Origin of the sequence: Vibrio sp. MACH09 (genome assembly GCF_033238805.1) — a bacterium.
GTDB lineage: Bacteria > Pseudomonadota > Gammaproteobacteria > Enterobacterales > Vibrionaceae > Vibrio.
In genome coordinates this window covers 142,950-157,988 of sequence record NZ_BSFZ01000002.1, presented here as the reverse complement: position 1 = coordinate 157,988, position 15,039 = coordinate 142,950, and the positions used below count along the sequence as shown (strand labels likewise).

The 15,039-nt window shown below is 43.0% G+C and carries 13 protein-coding genes; 6 read left to right on the top strand and 7 right to left on the bottom strand.

The genetic code is table 11. From position 1 onward, the window contains the following. The first annotated feature begins 16 nt into the window (after window positions 1–16). Entirely contained in the window at window positions 17–1,219 is a 1,203-nt protein-coding gene (locus tag CHJ_RS15930; protein ID WP_317918260.1) for a hypothetical protein, read from the top strand. Next, the gene (locus tag CHJ_RS15925; RefSeq protein ID WP_317918259.1) at window positions 1,197–3,401 is read left to right on the top strand and encodes a hypothetical protein; all 2,205 of its coding nucleotides are present in this window, start codon (window positions 1,197–1,199) and stop codon (window positions 3,399–3,401) included. Before CHJ_RS15930 ends, CHJ_RS15925 begins: the two co-directional genes overlap by 23 nt. A 247-nt stretch (window positions 3,402–3,648) precedes the next feature. On the opposite strand, the gene CHJ_RS15920 is transcribed toward CHJ_RS15925, so the two are convergent. Together CHJ_RS15920 and punR are read right to left on the bottom strand one after the other, a co-directional pair. Continuing rightward, window positions 3,649–4,338 carry a zinc metallopeptidase gene (locus tag CHJ_RS15920; protein ID WP_317918258.1) on the bottom strand — a complete coding sequence of 230 codons (690 nt, stop codon included), beginning with the start codon at window positions 4,336–4,338 and terminating at the stop codon, window positions 3,649–3,651. Between the two features lie 183 nt (window positions 4,339–4,521). Further along, on the bottom strand, window positions 4,522–5,421 hold the full coding sequence (punR, locus tag CHJ_RS15915) for a DNA-binding transcriptional activator PunR (RefSeq protein ID WP_317918257.1): 900 nt from the start codon (window positions 5,419–5,421) through the stop codon (window positions 4,522–4,524). Between the two features lie 140 nt (window positions 5,422–5,561). Here punR and punC point away from each other — a divergent pair, with 140 nt between their 5' ends. Further along, on the top strand, window positions 5,562–6,767 hold the full coding sequence (gene punC / locus CHJ_RS15910) for a purine nucleoside transporter PunC (protein ID WP_171751532.1): 1,206 nt from the start codon (window positions 5,562–5,564) through the stop codon (window positions 6,765–6,767). A gap of 140 nt (window positions 6,768–6,907) precedes the next feature. On the opposite strand, the gene CHJ_RS15905 is transcribed toward punC, so the two are convergent. The 4 genes from CHJ_RS15905 to CHJ_RS15890 form a co-directional block, all read right to left on the bottom strand. Then, window positions 6,908–7,075 (bottom strand): hypothetical protein, encoded by a 168-nt coding sequence (locus CHJ_RS15905; protein WP_171751534.1) that lies wholly within the window; start codon window positions 7,073–7,075, stop codon window positions 6,908–6,910. A gap of 745 nt (window positions 7,076–7,820) precedes the next feature. Further along, window positions 7,821–8,537, bottom strand: coding sequence for an oligogalacturonate-specific porin KdgM family protein (locus CHJ_RS15900; protein ID WP_317918256.1), 717 nt, complete (start codon window positions 8,535–8,537; stop codon window positions 7,821–7,823). 69 nt (window positions 8,538–8,606) lie between these two features. Next, the gene (locus tag CHJ_RS15895) at window positions 8,607–9,050 is read right to left on the bottom strand and encodes a hypothetical protein (protein ID WP_317918255.1); all 444 of its coding nucleotides are present in this window, start codon (window positions 9,048–9,050) and stop codon (window positions 8,607–8,609) included. A gap of 490 nt (window positions 9,051–9,540) precedes the next feature. Next, on the bottom strand, window positions 9,541–10,935 hold the full coding sequence (locus CHJ_RS15890; RefSeq protein WP_317918254.1) for an SLC13 family permease: 1,395 nt from the start codon (window positions 10,933–10,935) through the stop codon (window positions 9,541–9,543). 94 nt (window positions 10,936–11,029) lie between these two features. Between CHJ_RS15890 and CHJ_RS15885 the strand changes: the two genes are divergently transcribed. Continuing rightward, a complete protein-coding gene (locus tag CHJ_RS15885) occupies window positions 11,030–11,872 on the top strand; it encodes an AraC family transcriptional regulator (protein ID WP_171751537.1) in 843 nt (280 codons plus the stop codon). A gap of 1 nt (window position 11,873) precedes the next feature. Here CHJ_RS15885 and CHJ_RS15880 read toward each other — a convergent pair whose 3' ends face one another. Next, window positions 11,874–12,425: an SOS response-associated peptidase gene (locus CHJ_RS15880; protein ID WP_317918253.1), complete on the bottom strand. Its 552-nt coding sequence runs from the start codon at window positions 12,423–12,425 to the stop codon at window positions 11,874–11,876. Window positions 12,426–12,805: 380 nt separating this feature from the next. Between CHJ_RS15880 and hppD the strand changes: the two genes are divergently transcribed. Together hppD and CHJ_RS15870 are read left to right on the top strand one after the other, a co-directional pair. Then, window positions 12,806–13,879: a 4-hydroxyphenylpyruvate dioxygenase gene (gene hppD, locus CHJ_RS15875; RefSeq protein ID WP_317918252.1), complete on the top strand. Its 1,074-nt coding sequence runs from the start codon at window positions 12,806–12,808 to the stop codon at window positions 13,877–13,879. Beyond that, on the top strand, window positions 13,872–15,032 hold the full coding sequence (locus CHJ_RS15870) for a homogentisate 1,2-dioxygenase (RefSeq protein ID WP_317918251.1): 1,161 nt from the start codon (window positions 13,872–13,874) through the stop codon (window positions 15,030–15,032). The genes hppD and CHJ_RS15870 overlap by 8 nt, the downstream gene beginning before the upstream one ends. Window positions 15,033–15,039 lie beyond the last annotated feature (7 nt).

Here is a 15,039-nt window from a genome sequence, read left to right as displayed (position 1 = left end):
TGTTTGGAACAATTAAATGGAACGACTGAAAGAGTCTCCTTTAGAGTCAATAGATGACATGGAGAACGTCATTAAGAAAGTAGAGCGTCGTGAGACGGTAAAACTTTCTTCAGAGGCTATATCGAAAAGGCACGGAGCCTTAAAAGATGCAGCTAGATTACAGGCTCTCGTCTCTATTGCTCGTAATTCTGCTGAAAAAGTCTTGGTGTTGCAGAATTCATCTAATACTGAAATTGTTTTGCAAGAGCTGTGTAGTTATGCTCCGGGCTTGACGTCGGTGCGACTAAATAAATCAATTAACATAAACAATGAAATTATCTCTAGGCGAAAAGCTCTTTTGCCAGCAAAAGACAAAATGATTGCCTCCGATAATCAGCACTATGCAGAAATAGTCCGTGGACGTTCGATCGACTTATGTTGTATCAGCGGTGCGGAAAGACAGTATTTGTCTCCTCTGTTTTCAAACAAAAATAGCCAAGCGGTAAGAGATAGTTCATTAATGACAAAAACTATGGTGGCTATTTTTAAACAAATTAATCAGCGAGAGTTCAACCATTTAGAGGGAGACCTAATTGAAGCCTTTGGTATTTTTGGTTGCGAGCTCTTCAAAAATACGCAAGAACATGCCCTTAGAGACCAGCACGGTAGACCTTACATTGAACATGTAGAGGGGATGATTGCTTCATGGAAAGACCAATCAAGCGAGACATATGAAAAAGACTTTATAGGGCATCCAAGACTAAGTAAGTATTGGAACGACAATGTTGTAACGAGCGTAGACGGAACCAAGAAAACGCTGCGTTGTATGGAGGTGAGCTTTTTTGATACCGGTCCGGGGTTGGTAGGAAGGGCCTTTGGAACAAGCATTGACGCAGCCTCCGAGAAAGATGCTCTGATAAAGTGTATTGGAAAAAATTTCTCTACTAAATCTGAAAGTGGCGCAGGCAACGGCTACCCCACGATTTTAAATCAGCTAAGTAAAGTAGGGGGATTGATAAGAATTCGGTCTGGGAACCAGTGTTTATTCAACTGCTTTGACAGAGACAAGCATGGATTTTGGACGCAAGAGCAATCTCTAGAAGCCGCGAAACAGCAGCAAACCCAATATTTGATGAATTTTGACAACTGGACGAACAAAAGTCTTGGGTCCACTTCAGGAACAGTGGTATCGATTTTGGTTCCCTTAAGGAAAGATAGTGGACAACGTACTTTACTTTAACGCAGAAAAAGGTCTTGATGATCAAAAATTTGACATTCTATGTGCTTATCTTGGAGACGGAGCTTGGCAAGATCCATCTAGCTTTTATCCAGCTTTGGAAAAAGCGTTAAAAAATAGTGATACCCTTCCCGACGGCATCGTTATTTACGTACCTTCCGGTAAAATCAATGACTGCCTTCAACATTGGGAAAATATAGATTTACAAGACAGTTTTTTGGATCGTTTGTCGAAAAACAACGTGTGCTTCACCAAAGCCCTATACTTTATTGAACTTACTGATGGCACTTTTAAAATACATGAAGGTTATACTAGCTCGCCCCACTCCTTGTCACTTCAGACAAAGGATGTAGCTGATTTTTACTCAATAGGTCTGCGTAAGCTTGCTGAGCGCAATAATGTTCTGCATATTGCGCCTGCAGGACACACATTCAAACACCCATCTGGCCGCATCAGTAAAATGTTTATACAGTCGAGAGATATTGCTGCCACTGAAACTGAACTACAGTTCGTCGCTAACGGATTACGAACCTTAGTTGAAAATGCAGATTGGCTCAAAATTAAAACAATCTATATAGATACCATGGGTATTTACTCTATTGTAAAAGAAGCTGCTTTAACCGCTGAGTGTAGTGCTAATATTGAAAGCTACCATTCCTACGATTTTTTAAAAGAGCTTAATTTACCCAGTGACGACTACCTTGTTGTGATTTCTGCATCGACTTCAGGCGGAATGGCCACAGATCTAGTGAGCAGAGGTTTCTGTAAAGACAAAATCGTTACCCTGATTGATGTAGAAGTAAGATCCTCCATATCACATGTGCTTATCAACTTGTCTTCAACATGCTTGTTACAAGGAGTAAGTAATGTTGATGGTAATGAAACTGATATAGAGTTAGTGGGTGAACATTTCTCATATAAGGCTAAACCCCCTAAACAAGTGACCGTGGGCATCCCCCACAAGCCTAAACACCTTCGGGATATCCTCGAAGACTTCTGCATATCAGGCATCAACCCAATTAATCAACATGTTGATAAAATTGGAAAGAGTCCATTGCTAAGCCTCAAGCCAGAACATCTTCACACCAGTGACAAGTTTAATGACTGGTTGGACAAAGAGTTAAAGTGGTCTTTATCCTCGTCTATTGATACCGTAATATTCAGTGATGACGGCGCGTCTGAATTTTTAGCTCAAAAAACCTCGGAGTTTATTAAAAACGCCAGTGGTAATGGAGAATCTCCATCGGTATTGAAATGGCCGGATATAAAAAAAGAAGATTTACAAGATGCAACCGGAGTTATTGTCGTCACGGCATTTGCAGGTGACGGAGGAAAGCTGAGACAAATTAGTCGAGACCTTCGGGAATATGAAAGCAAAACCATTCCCAGACACTTTTTAATAGGCATTGGGCTACCCCAAAGCATGGAGTCTTGGAAAAAGCTTAAGCAATTCCTCGTTCGCAATGCAACACCGAGATTTTACAATTTTTCAGTATGGAAAGTATTGCCATTGGGACCAGATAACATCCAAAAATCATGGGGTGACTTGGTACAATTGGCAGCAAAAGCTCAAACTGAAAGCACATCACCATTAAATACAATTGAGTCCGATGAAGTAGAAACATGTTACGAAGCACTATCTGATTGTATTGAGAAATCTAGCTCCAGCTTGCTGCCCAATGCTAATGGTGATTCATTAAAACTTACCGAAGGTTTCGTATTTTTTGATGACAAGTTTGATAAGAAAATTGACAGTATTACGCAAAGCGCTACGCTTCTAACCATAGCCGCAGTGCTACAAACAGCGCGAGAACACGCAGATCCTGAAAAATGTTTAAGGCCAACAAACTATCAATCTGTAATCATTTCCCCAGAGAACTTCTTGAGGTTTAACGATGATATTTTGCAAGCCTGCATTCTTCGTGCAAGCCTACCATCAGAATTGGATTATTCGTCCGATCATCACTTAAGTGAACTGATGAAAGAGTTTCTCTACAAGGTTTTTATTAGACATAAGTATCCGTTTGGTTATGCAGCCCTTGAGTTCGCGGGCGCACTTGCAGTTGGCAAGCTAAAACTGAAAAAGGAACACTGTAGGGAGTTAGTGGAAAAATCGGTCAAATCCATTGGTTCGGAAAGTCGCGTTCTAACAGGTTTCTTGCTGATGGCAATGCCTAAAAGCTGATTCAACGACATTAAATAAGTAGTGGGGGCGAGACTTGCGTTTTGCCCGAATTACCTAACCATGTTTATTGAGAATACATAACTGATTGGTAAGAATCGTAGCAACTTTCAGATTAGAACAGCTAGTGCAAACTTGGGCTGTAGTTCCAGCGACTGCAACTAAGCGAAACTCATAATGGGGCACAAACGTGCGGATGAAAACCCGCTCTATGGCACCTCACTCGCTAGCCTATGGGATCAAGCAACCACTACCGACGGAGCACCGCGATCCATCGCCCTAAGTTTAATAGGCTGGTCAACGATGCAGCGACATAGGTCAGCGCCGCCGCCTTGAGAATTTTCTCCGCATGCTTCAGGTCACCATCGTGCAGATAGTCACCTTCCTTCAGGAGCGGTAACGCCTTGCCATAACTGGCATCGAACTCAACTGGAAGGGTCACTAGGTGCACTAAGGTACCTAGTGCTATTGAAACAACGCCGATCGCTATCATTAGAGCTCCCGCCTGTGGCAGGCGAGTTAGCATTAGGACAATGGGAGCTGCCACTAACATCATGCCAGCAATACGCTCGCCGACAACGGCAGCCTTCACGAGTTTCTGTCGGGTCAGGAACAATGCCTCGTTACGTGAATCCTGAATGGCATGTCCTACTTCATGTGCGGCCACAGTCACCGCAGTTAGGGAGTACCCTGAATAATTGTCTGGCGTCAGACGCACAGCCTTTGCGGCGGGATCATAGTGATCACCGGCAGAGGTCTCTTCTACTTCGACGTCGCCCAGACCGTTGCTGTCCAGCAGATGACGTGCAAGTTCAGCACCACTTCCTTGCTCGCGGTAGCGATCAGCGGGCTGTTTGTACTTTTCCATCACATGCTTGACCCACAGGTTTGGCACGAATACGCATATCGCGATTATGATTATTAAGGCTATCCAGATCATTTAATCAACGTATCATAAGCAACTAAAACATACAGCATATATCACATTTCTCTTTTTGCCATCACACAAAAAACGAAGTTCTTGCAAGAACAGGCACCTTAAGCCGCGATGAACAGATTGCAAAGGAAAAAGAATCTCCGATCATAGAAGTGTCGGATGGTATGGTGACTTCAATTCATTTTATTATTTTAACCAGTCCCGATACAATTTCGTTTCATCACCTAAATAATTTACCATCCAATCCAATAAGTTATGATTGTCGTGCTTTCTCCACACTAAGCAACACTCACTTGGCAGTTGAGCGCCATTCAAAGTACGCTCCACTAACATGCCAGAATCAACAAGTGGTTGCGCTATATGTCTCGGCATATACCCAATCCCAACATTCTTTTTTAAACATTCGATTACGGTAAACCAGTTGGGCAGCAATAATCGTCTCTGTTTTGGGTAATGCTCATTGTGACGTTTAGGCAACATCCTTGATGTGTCATCAAGACAGATAGCGGTAAACTGGCTAACGAAAGCTTCATCTAAATGCGCAGGATGAGCACATGGATGGGAAGGTGACATAACTAGGGCCCAATCCAACCGGCCTATTTTCTTGACGCCATAATCACCGCTTACCGGAATAGCGGTTGTCGCTCCTATAACAATATCCGCACGTTGCTGGGAAATCGCTTCCCAAGAACCGTTATAGACTTCCATATTGATTTGCAGCTCGGCAAATTCAAATTCTTGATAAAAGTCTTCAATGAGTTTCGGTAGTTTATCAACTCGAACCACATCGTCTAATGTTAACTTTAAACTACTTTGCCACCCAAGAGCTGTACGGCGCGTCTGGTGCGTAAGCTCATCCATTTTACGCAGCATTTGTCTTGCTTCGACCATAAAGACTTCGCCCGCGGGGGTTAATTCAACCTTTCTCGGTAATCTGTTAAACAGCTTAACGCCAAGCTCTTGTTCTATATGCCTCACGCTATAACTAATCGCAGAAGGGACTTTATGCAAAGTCTCTGCCGCGGCACTAAAACTTCCTAATCGAGCCACCACATCAAGCATTTCTAACGATGAACGAGAATACATATTATAGCTTTCAAATTTTTTGATAGATAACTACAAAATATAACGTTTTATTTTTTTAAAATCCAACAATAGAATGCAGTCCACCAAAAAATATGGGCTGGCGCCAACTCATTCCTGTGAAAAATATTCAAGGAATATTAATGAAAATATCTAAACTACAACTTATCTATCTTGCTGCGTTATCCATGTTAGGTTTTATAGCTACCGACATGTATTTGCCTGCGTTTAAATTGATTGAACAAGACTTTGCCACTGGGCCGGAACAAGTTGCGTTATCATTAACGGTCTTTTTAGTTGGTATGGGGCTAGGCCAATTCTTATGGGGGTTAGCTAGTGACCGTTTCGGACACCGTAAAACGCTGTTTGCTGGATTGACTATTTTTACTATTGCTTCAATAGGGCTCGCGTGGAGCCAAGAGGTATGGCAATTACTGACATTACGTACGTTGCAAGCTATAGGTGTCAGTGCTGCCGCTGTTATTTGGCAATCTATGGTGATTGACAAATTCGATAAAAAAGCCCGTCAGCAGATTTTTGCTACCATCATGCCACTGGTTGCTCTATCTCCAGCACTAGCTCCTCAATTAGGTGTGCTATTGACTGAATTATGGGGATGGCACAGTATCTTTGTGGTACTAGCCATTACTAGTGTTCTATTAGCGATCGTTACTCTGTCTATGAAAGAACATAAGAAAACAGACGTAACGCCACCGTCTATTGGTGCCGATCTAAAAAGCCTTATTAGCTCAAGAAAATATGTCGGTAATGTGCTGTTATTCTCAGTGACTTCTGCCGCTTTCTTCGCTTACCTAACTGGTATGCCGGAGATTATGAACCAACTAGGATACTCAGCAAAGAGCATCGGATTAAGCTTTATTCCACAAACTATCGCATTTATGTTGGGTGGCTATATAGGTAAGAAATTGGTCGCTAAACTAGGTGATGAAGCAGTATTAAAGCAGCTACTAGGATTGGAAACGGTCGCAATACTGCTTGTTTTTACAGCATGTCAGTGGGAACTAACCAGTGTATGGCCAATCTTAGCTCCGTTCTGCTTACTCGCCTCTGCTAACGGCGCTTTATATCCTATTGTAGTGAACCGGGCTTTATCAAGTGCATCGCACTGTTCAGCAACCGCTGCTGGGTTACAAAACAGCTTACAGATTGGAATTAGTAGCTTGGCGAGTGCATTAGTCGCCACATTTGCGGCTGTTGCTCAATCTGCTGTTGGTTACGTTGTTCTAGGTTGTTTAGCGTTAATGTGGATGAGTTATCTCATTGCGACACCCGCACTAACAAAAGAGCTGACTGTTCCTGACAACTCACGAGTTGTTAGCGACGAGTAAATATAAAAGTGGGCGACTAAGACGCCCACTTATTTCCACTTAAAATCAATAACACTAAACACAGGCTGGGATAGTTTTTAGCTTAGCTCTATCCTAATAAGCACCGAGAATTGCCTCTTCGGTGCTTTGCTCATTCAAAGCTACTCTAAATCTTGCTGCTTGTAGTGATTCAATAAGGTCAACAAAAACAAGCGGATCTCGTTCTCTGTGCCATTATCTAGGTTGCTGTTGGTACTGGCGTTTAAGATAAAATCTTCGGCTTGAAGGTAAAAATCAGGTTCTGATTGGGATTTCGTTGATTGGGTCATAGAGACTTCCGATGGTTGTATTCATGCTATTAACACCACGCAAAGGTCTCAATCTTTGGGTGGTGAACTGAACGGGGTTGAGACTACCGCACCATCGACACGGCCAACCCGAAGGTTGCCCCGCCCAGCCCACCATAATTTAGTTTATTGCCGTCTATTTAGACAATTTCACTATGTACAGATGAGCTAAAGCCGCATATAACAAAACTAGCATTTAGCTAGCTATTACACGCCGATGGTTATAAATTCGAGGTCTCAATCCCGACACTGGATTTTGCTAGTGCGGGGTAAGCATATGATTTATTTGCTTGAAGTGTCAATGTGTTAATAAGGAGTTTGATCAGTTTGTTCTGAGGATGAACTAATTGAAATTGACACTCTTCCTTGTAATGACTTTTGTAATGACTTTTGTAATTACATATATGTTGGTTATATATGGCAACGAATTAATATTCGTATTGTAATAATCTGAGTGTTTCAAATTAACATGTTCAGCCCTGTATTTAGAATGCTAATTGTACTGGTTGCACACGACTATCCGAGTTACCTTTAGGGTTTAATTGCTGAAAGCGCGAAGAGCGTCACCCTGCGAGTAAGACAGAGTCTAGTATCGGCTTTTGCCTGCATTCTTTTCTAATTTAGAAGCGTTTAATTTTTGTGAATAGTGTGGAAGTAAAGCGCCAGCAAGTACACTGGCGCTAATAGGCAGCATCGAGGCTGGCTATTGAAAGGACTTTTGAGATTATTAGAAGCTGTAGGTAATGCCGACACGACTACGCAACTGACGCGATGCGCTGTCGGTGCAAGTGCTATTGCATTGAACGTTGCCAAACTCAACGTATGGACGCCAATTTGAATCGCCATTTTTGTAGCCTAACTTAAAATTATAATCCCACTCGTACTTACCATCGCGATTACCTAAGTTCCAAGTATCATTGAAAAAGTCTTCCTTGTAATTGGCTTCAAAACCAAATTGCCATGAATTCCAATTGTATTCGATGTTACCTGTGATTTTACCTGCATCTAGAAAATCGTGTTCTTCACCATCTAGACCTGTTGAAGTGGTGCCTGATGCATAATTGCGAAATTCATGACGATAGCGAAGTTTAGTAGTAATGCCAGAGTCGAACTTGTATTGAACACGAACCTGAGGTTTGTATGTCACGGCCTTGTCACCAAACGTGATAGGCATCGAAGTGGAGACGCGCCATTGGTCATCAAGGTCAAAGTGGTAACCGTACTCGAACTCGCTGTCACTACGTTGAAGTTCACTTAAATTACCACTGTGCTTCATTTCCACTCCGTAGTAATGGTTTCCTGTATTGCCACCGATTTTAATACGGCCAGCCCAATCTTCAGAATCATGCTTGTATTCTTGGCGAAAATCTAACGATGCGGCGGAAATAGAGCCTGCAAAAAGGGTTGTAGCGACGGCTAAAGTAACTTGTTTTCTTGAGTTCATAGAATTTTCCAATGTAGATAAACTGTTGTACAAAGTTGCAACGTACGTGTACGCCGCCTTTTTAGGGTTTTATTGTTTGGGGTAAAGCAATTCGATGTCACGCTGAGTCCATACTTCAGCTAAATTCTTCTTGACGGCAAAGTGACCAACATCCGTTTCTGTCGTTTTGGATGCGAGGTTTGTTTTGCCACCGTGGCGTACCCAAGGTAGACCGTGTGACTTTGACTTATTGGGCCACCAATATGGGCTAATGCTCATGCAATCATTTTTATTGCCATTTGGCGGTGTCATACCTTTAACGGTAACCGTAAATGGACCAGCAAGGTCTGCTTCTTTAATAAGACGACTGCATGCACCTTTCATAGAATTACTCGCGTTATCTGACTGTAAAACTGCACGGTTCTTCTTAAGCGTGGCTTCATTAAGAAACACGAAATCCACGGCGAGAGAGTTAGCACTAAAATGAATAGTGCTGAGGAAAGTAGTTAAACGAAGATGCCGTAGGTCTTTCATTGCTGTCGATTTCTCGTGTATTAAATAATACAAATATATTACTCAATCGAGATTGGTCAATCTGTGAATTAGATCTAACTGTATGATCTATGATCGGATCTTATCTTGGTGTTAATTATCGAGAGTTTAATGTAAGATGTTGATATTATGTTGTTTGTAAGGGTTTTCTATATGCTGTCCGATAAGAAGGTTTAATCAAAAATTGTGCTGTCCTGCATATTTTTACAATAAACTAGTAATTAATTTGTAATATTATATGTTTCTATTTTCTTTTCGAAATACATTGCATCACGTTATTATTACCACACGATATAGAAGTATTTTTGTTGATAGGGACTAAATCAGAAGGTTAAGCAGCTTTGGTATAAAAACAGATACCGCTCATGTAAAAGTGAAAATATGGGTAACCAACAGAGCCTTTGGTTTTGGTTCAGATGGTACCCATAAGAGAAAATTACTGCCTTATAAAGCGATACAAAGTCATCAGCCGTCAGTTTATCCAGCCTAAGAACAACCACCACAGGTAGTCTAATGGCATTAGCATGACGATGGTGATGCCAGTCAGAGGTAGGGTGATTTTAACGAGATCGGTAAGACGTTCATTAGCCAGATGCATAGCGATGATTAATGGCGCTACTTGGTAAGGGAATATCACCGTAAAAAAACCGATTACCTGAGTCATTAAGACCGCCTCTAAACTAAAATTGCTGACTTCGGCAAAATTAGCTGCCATGGGCGTTAATACCGTGGGTACGCCGGGAATAGTGGTGACCAGACCGGTAAATGTTGAGATTAACGACAATGCCATAAAATGCAGCAATGAATGACTATCTGAAGCCGGCATTAAGTGGCTAAAGTTGTCACCAAGGTACTCACCCAAGCCGGAGGCATTGACTAATGCCCCAAGCCCTAGCGCTGCCGCGACAAAAATAATCGTGCCAAAATCCACCGAGCTGTTAAATGACTTAGGTGTCACGACTCCCCATTTAGGCGTTAGCAGTATTACCGCGGTGGCTAGGCCAATCCAAGCTGGGCTAATACCATGAATGGAATCTGTTATCCAAAAGAGCAGGGTAATGGACAATAAAACAGCGACACGTTTTTGTATCTTGCTATCAAATTGTTCATCTTGCTCCAGTGGCGAAAATGCGTTTGTTGTAGAAATGCTGGCCGGGAATATCCGTAGCACCAATAATACGATCAGCATTGACTTAACAATACCCAGAATAGGGAAGTGCAATAACAGATACTCGGTATAGTTAAAGCTAATGTCGTACAGCGTTTCACTTGACCCAGCCAAAATCATGTTTGGGATATTTGCGGGAAGCACCGCAAAGCTTGGCATATTGCAAGATAAAGCTAGAGCGGTAGCAATCCCGATTCGACCTTTGCTGCCCGGAGCAAAGCCAACTTGTTCGGCAAGAGCCATTCCGATGGGGATAAGCACCACGGCTCGACCAACGGAAGAGGGCATGACAAAACCTAATAACATTGCGCTAAAAACTAAGCCAGTGATCAAGCGTGCATAGCTTGATGTTAAATAGGGAGAGATAGCTAAAGCGAGCTTTTTGCCTAAGCCAGAGACGGAGATGGCTGCACCGATCACAAAGCCTGAGATAATTAACCAAACCGCCGTTGATCCGAAACCTGAAAATAAAACATCAGTTGGGATCAGTTTGAAAATGGCGACGAGCGCAAAAAACAGCAGTCCAGTTAAGAAAGGAGGCGCGGCACTAGTACTCCATAGAGTAAGGGTGATAATGACAACTGCGGCGCTGTACGAAAATATGTCGGGGTGGCTAGCCAGCGGGAATAGCGTTATTCCCAACGCAGTAACGAGAGCCACAAGTAGTGCCCCTTGTTTAATGCCAAATCTACTTTCCATGTTGGTATCCAATAAAGAGTAATAAATAAAACTTGAATTCATATGTTGCTGTTTCTAAGATAGCGAAACTTTCCTGTCGCTTTAAGAGGGCAATATGACAAAGTATATTCCTAAGGCGACAATGTTGTTGCCTAGTGACATCGCGTTTGTTCTTGACTCTAGTAAGCCTGTATTGAGTAATGCCAGAAGTATGATCGCTGAATCTGGTATGGTGCCTCACTCCCACCCTCGTGGGCAGCTATTGTGGGCGGTGGAAGGGGTATTGCGTGTTACTAGTGAACAGAATGTTTGGGTAGTACCATCGACGCATTCTGTCTGGATTCCGGGAGGTGTTTCCCATCAAGTTAGCTGTGAAATAGCGGCCCGAACCTGCAACCTATATATCGACCCTTCGTTTCCGATCCGTCAAAATGAAAAACAAGGGGCCATGCTTAGCATGACTCCTTTAATGCGAGAAATCGTATTGCGTTTAACTCAATCGCCGCCGCTTATGCAGCAAGCAAGTTTGCAACGTTTAGGTTTAGTGGCGATTGATGAGCTCGATAATTTACAAGCAGTCGAGGCTAAGCTCCCTTCAGGAAATGATCCACGATTAGTTAAGCTGATCAGTTATATGGTTCAGCATCCAAATGAAACGCCTTCCCTTAAAACGCTGTCAAACATGGCGGGAGCCAGTGTCCGAACAGTAGAAAGGTTGTTTAAAGCGGAAACAGGCATGACGTTTCGTCAATGGCGAAGCCGCTTTAGGTTAATGAACTCGTTAGAGTTACTCAATAAAGGAGAGAGCAGCACTTTTGTAGCTTATTCACTGGGTTACAAAAGCGTGAGTAGTTTTGTAAAAGCGTTCCGCCAAGAGTTTGGAAGAACACCAAAGAGTTTTATTGGAAGCAATGTAACGCTAAATACTTCTCCAGATACTCGGGAGAAAAGTATTTAGCTTATGTTATGGCAAAATTCATGGCGATTTTTGTACAGAGTAGTGTATTTGAGAGAGCAACATGACCAAATATCCACGGCTCTATAACATCATTTGCTAACAATAATGGCATACGATGATGATATTTTGCGCACTGTTCATTGGGTTTGGTGGTTAGGGTCACTAACTTGTCACCAAGGGCGATTCCGGCCATAAACAGTGGTTTTTGATCTGCATCGGCAAATAAGAACTTCTGTTTGTTTGCTTTATCACCACTCCACTCGTACCAACCTGCAATAGGAACAACCACTCGGTTGGTGTGATATGCCGCTTTAAATGTCGGTTTTACTGCGACTGTTTCTGCTTGTGCGTTAATAATTATGCGTTTTGCCCAGTCGGGCTTCATTCCCCAGTTAAGTTCCCGCTGAACCATAGCATTATTTGAAGCACCAATAACTGAAACATTTTCTGTCGGCCGAAGATCACTGTTGGCCACGCTGGCAAACGAGATACCAATAGCGTCGCAGACAGCTTGAGAAAATGGATCATCAGTAATATTGAGTCTTCCGCACATAATGGCCTCGACTAAAAAAGATTATCTATCTGTGAAAACGTAGCTTGTAGGTGGTAATAAATCCAGATTTAGACCATATCCGTTCATTTAAAGCACGCTATCAACACGCTGAGTGATCCTTTCTCTAAAAATCTTCCATGTAACAAATCATTAACATGTTTAGCTCAACTGTAAACTAATTCCTCCTTTTTCAATCTATTGATGGCATTCACTTTTCTTCTTAAATTATTTTTCTGTAACAATTATTTTACAATTTGAATGATTCTCACTGTGATTATCCATTTTGCATCCATGCATTCCATTCTCACGACTTGTGAGCCAAATTTGATTAAGGATAAAAAACAGACAACACAAAACCAATAGATACAAGGAGAAAGTTCATGGTGGATACATACAACCCGCTTGGCACGGATGGATTCGAATTTGTTGAATACACGGCCGTCGACCACAAAGGAATTGAGCAACTTAAAGCGCTGTTTGTGTCACTTGGTTTTGCTGAGATTGCTAAGCATCGTTCAAAAGAGGCTTGGTTGTATCGACAAGGTGACATCAACTTTATCGTCAATGAACAACCACACAGCCAAGCTGAAGCGTTCGCTAAGGTTCATGGACCATCGGTTTGTGGAATGGCTTTTCGTGTTAACGATGCAACGGCTGCAATGGAGCAAGCATCTAACAGCGGTAGTGAAGAGTACAAAACAGAGATAGGGCCGATGGAACTGAGCATTCCTGCCATTTACGGTATCGGTGAAAGCTTGCTCTATTTTGTCGATCGTTATGGTAAGCAGAGCATCTATGACGTGGATTTTCGATTCTATGACGATGCTGAAGCACGTATGGCGAAAGCGAATGTTGGCCTTTATGAAATAGACCACCTTACGCACAACGTTAAGCAAGGCAACATGGATGTGTGGTCTGGCTTTTATGAACGTCTTGGCAACTTCCGTGAGATTCGCTATTTCGACATTGAAGGCAAATTGACGGGGCTTGTGAGCCGCGCCATGACGTCACCTTGTGGCAAGATCCGTATTCCAATCAATGAGTCTTCAGACGATAAATCACAAATCGAAGAGTTTATTCGTGAGTATAACGGAGAAGGCATTCAGCACATTGCATTAACAACAGATGACATCTACAAAACGGTGAAAACCCTACGTGATCGCGGCATGGACTTTATGCCAACCCCAGATACTTACTACGAAAAAGTCGATCAGCGTGTCAAAGGTCACGATGAAGACACTGATCGGCTTCGCGACTTACGTGTTCTTATTGATGGTGCCCCGACCAAAGATGGCATCTTGTTACAGATTTTCACACAAACCGTTATCGGGCCGGTGTTCTTTGAAATTATTCAGCGAAAAGGCAATGAAGGTTTTGGTGAAGGTAATTTCAAGGCGTTGTTTGAATCGATTGAAGAGGACCAGATTCGTCGAGGAGTATTAGACGATGCATAAATGGATCTCATTTCCTCATCGGGAAGGGGTGTGCTCTAAACAGGCGCATGCCGATTTTCCCGAAGAGGCAATTTATGAAAGGGAAGCGGGGCGGAGCGGTTTCTTTGGCCCTGCGGCTCACTTTCATCACCAACATGCCCCAACTGGTTGGTCTGAGTGGGAGGGGGATTTACGCCCTCGCGCTTTTGATTTTAGCTTGGTTGAGAAAGCGAGCCAGATAACGCCTTGGGCTGTGCCTCACCTTTTGCACAATGCGGACTGCAAAATTCGTGTGTGGCGCATGGATGAGAAGATGGAATTCTTGCTGCGTAATTCCGACGGGGATGAGCTGCTGTTTATTCACCAAGGCAGTGCCGATTTCTATTGTGATTATGGCCATTTAGAGGTGAATGAAGGGGATTATGTGATGATTCCGCGCTCGACTAATTGGCGCTTGGAGCCTAGTGAGCCAATGTTCATCTTGATGATTGAAAATACCGATGCGGCCTATTCCTTGCCAGAAAAAGGTATGGTCGGTAATCACGCGGTGTTTGATCCGGCCGTTCTTGATATCCCGTCAATCAATGATCAGTTTCGCGCTCAGTATTCAGAAAGTCAGACTCAGGTTCACGTGAAACGCCATGACAAAGTCAGCCTGATCACTTACCCGTTCAATCCGCTGGATGCCGTTGGTTGGCATGGTGACTTAGCGGTGGTGAAAGTGAACTGGCGGGACATTCGACCGCTAATGTCTCATCGCTATCATTTGCCACCTTCAGCACACACAACGTTTGTGGGCGCAGGATTTGTGGTGTGCACCTTTGTTCCCCGTCCAATTGAGAGCGATCCCGGTGCATTAAAAGTGCCGTTTTATCATAACAATGATGATTATGATGAAGTGCTGTTTTACCACGCTGGGGATTTCTTCAGCCGGGACAACATTGAAGCGGGCATGGTGACTTTTCATCCAGCCGGGTTTACCCATGGTCCTCATCCAAAAGCCTTCAAGGCAGGTCTGGCGCACAAGAAGAAGTTTACCGATGAGGTGGCGGTAATGATTGATACACGCCATGCGCTGCAGTTCTCTGATGAACTGGATAGCGTTGAGAACAAAGAATACGTCTATAGCTGGCAAACCACCAGTCGCCAAGATACGGAAAGCGATAAGAAATAAGGGAGCA

Excerpts from the sequence above, each read along its gene's own strand:
- CHJ_RS15930 (WP_317918260.1), top strand. The coding sequence starts at position 17 with ATGGAACGACTGAAAGAGTCTCCTTTAGAGTCAATAGATGACATGGAG.
- CHJ_RS15920 (WP_317918258.1), bottom strand. The coding sequence starts at position 4,338 with ATGATCTGGATAGCCTTAATAATCATAATCGCGATATGCGTATTCGTG.
- punR (WP_317918257.1), bottom strand. The coding sequence starts at position 5,421 with ATGTATTCTCGTTCATCGTTAGAAATGCTTGATGTGGTGGCTCGATTA.
- punC (WP_171751532.1), top strand. The coding sequence starts at position 5,562 with ATGAAAATATCTAAACTACAACTTATCTATCTTGCTGCGTTATCCATG.
- CHJ_RS15905 (WP_171751534.1), bottom strand. The coding sequence starts at position 7,075 with ATGACCCAATCAACGAAATCCCAATCAGAACCTGATTTTTACCTTCAA.
- CHJ_RS15900 (WP_317918256.1), bottom strand. The coding sequence starts at position 8,537 with ATGAACTCAAGAAAACAAGTTACTTTAGCCGTCGCTACAACCCTTTTT.
- CHJ_RS15895 (WP_317918255.1), bottom strand. The coding sequence starts at position 9,050 with ATGAAAGACCTACGGCATCTTCGTTTAACTACTTTCCTCAGCACTATT.
- CHJ_RS15890 (WP_317918254.1), bottom strand. The coding sequence starts at position 10,935 with ATGGAAAGTAGATTTGGCATTAAACAAGGGGCACTACTTGTGGCTCTC.
- CHJ_RS15885 (WP_171751537.1), top strand. The coding sequence starts at position 11,030 with ATGACAAAGTATATTCCTAAGGCGACAATGTTGTTGCCTAGTGACATC.
- CHJ_RS15880 (WP_317918253.1), bottom strand. The coding sequence starts at position 12,425 with ATGTGCGGAAGACTCAATATTACTGATGATCCATTTTCTCAAGCTGTC.
- hppD (WP_317918252.1), top strand. The coding sequence starts at position 12,806 with ATGGTGGATACATACAACCCGCTTGGCACGGATGGATTCGAATTTGTT.
- CHJ_RS15870 (WP_317918251.1), top strand. The coding sequence starts at position 13,872 with ATGCATAAATGGATCTCATTTCCTCATCGGGAAGGGGTGTGCTCTAAA.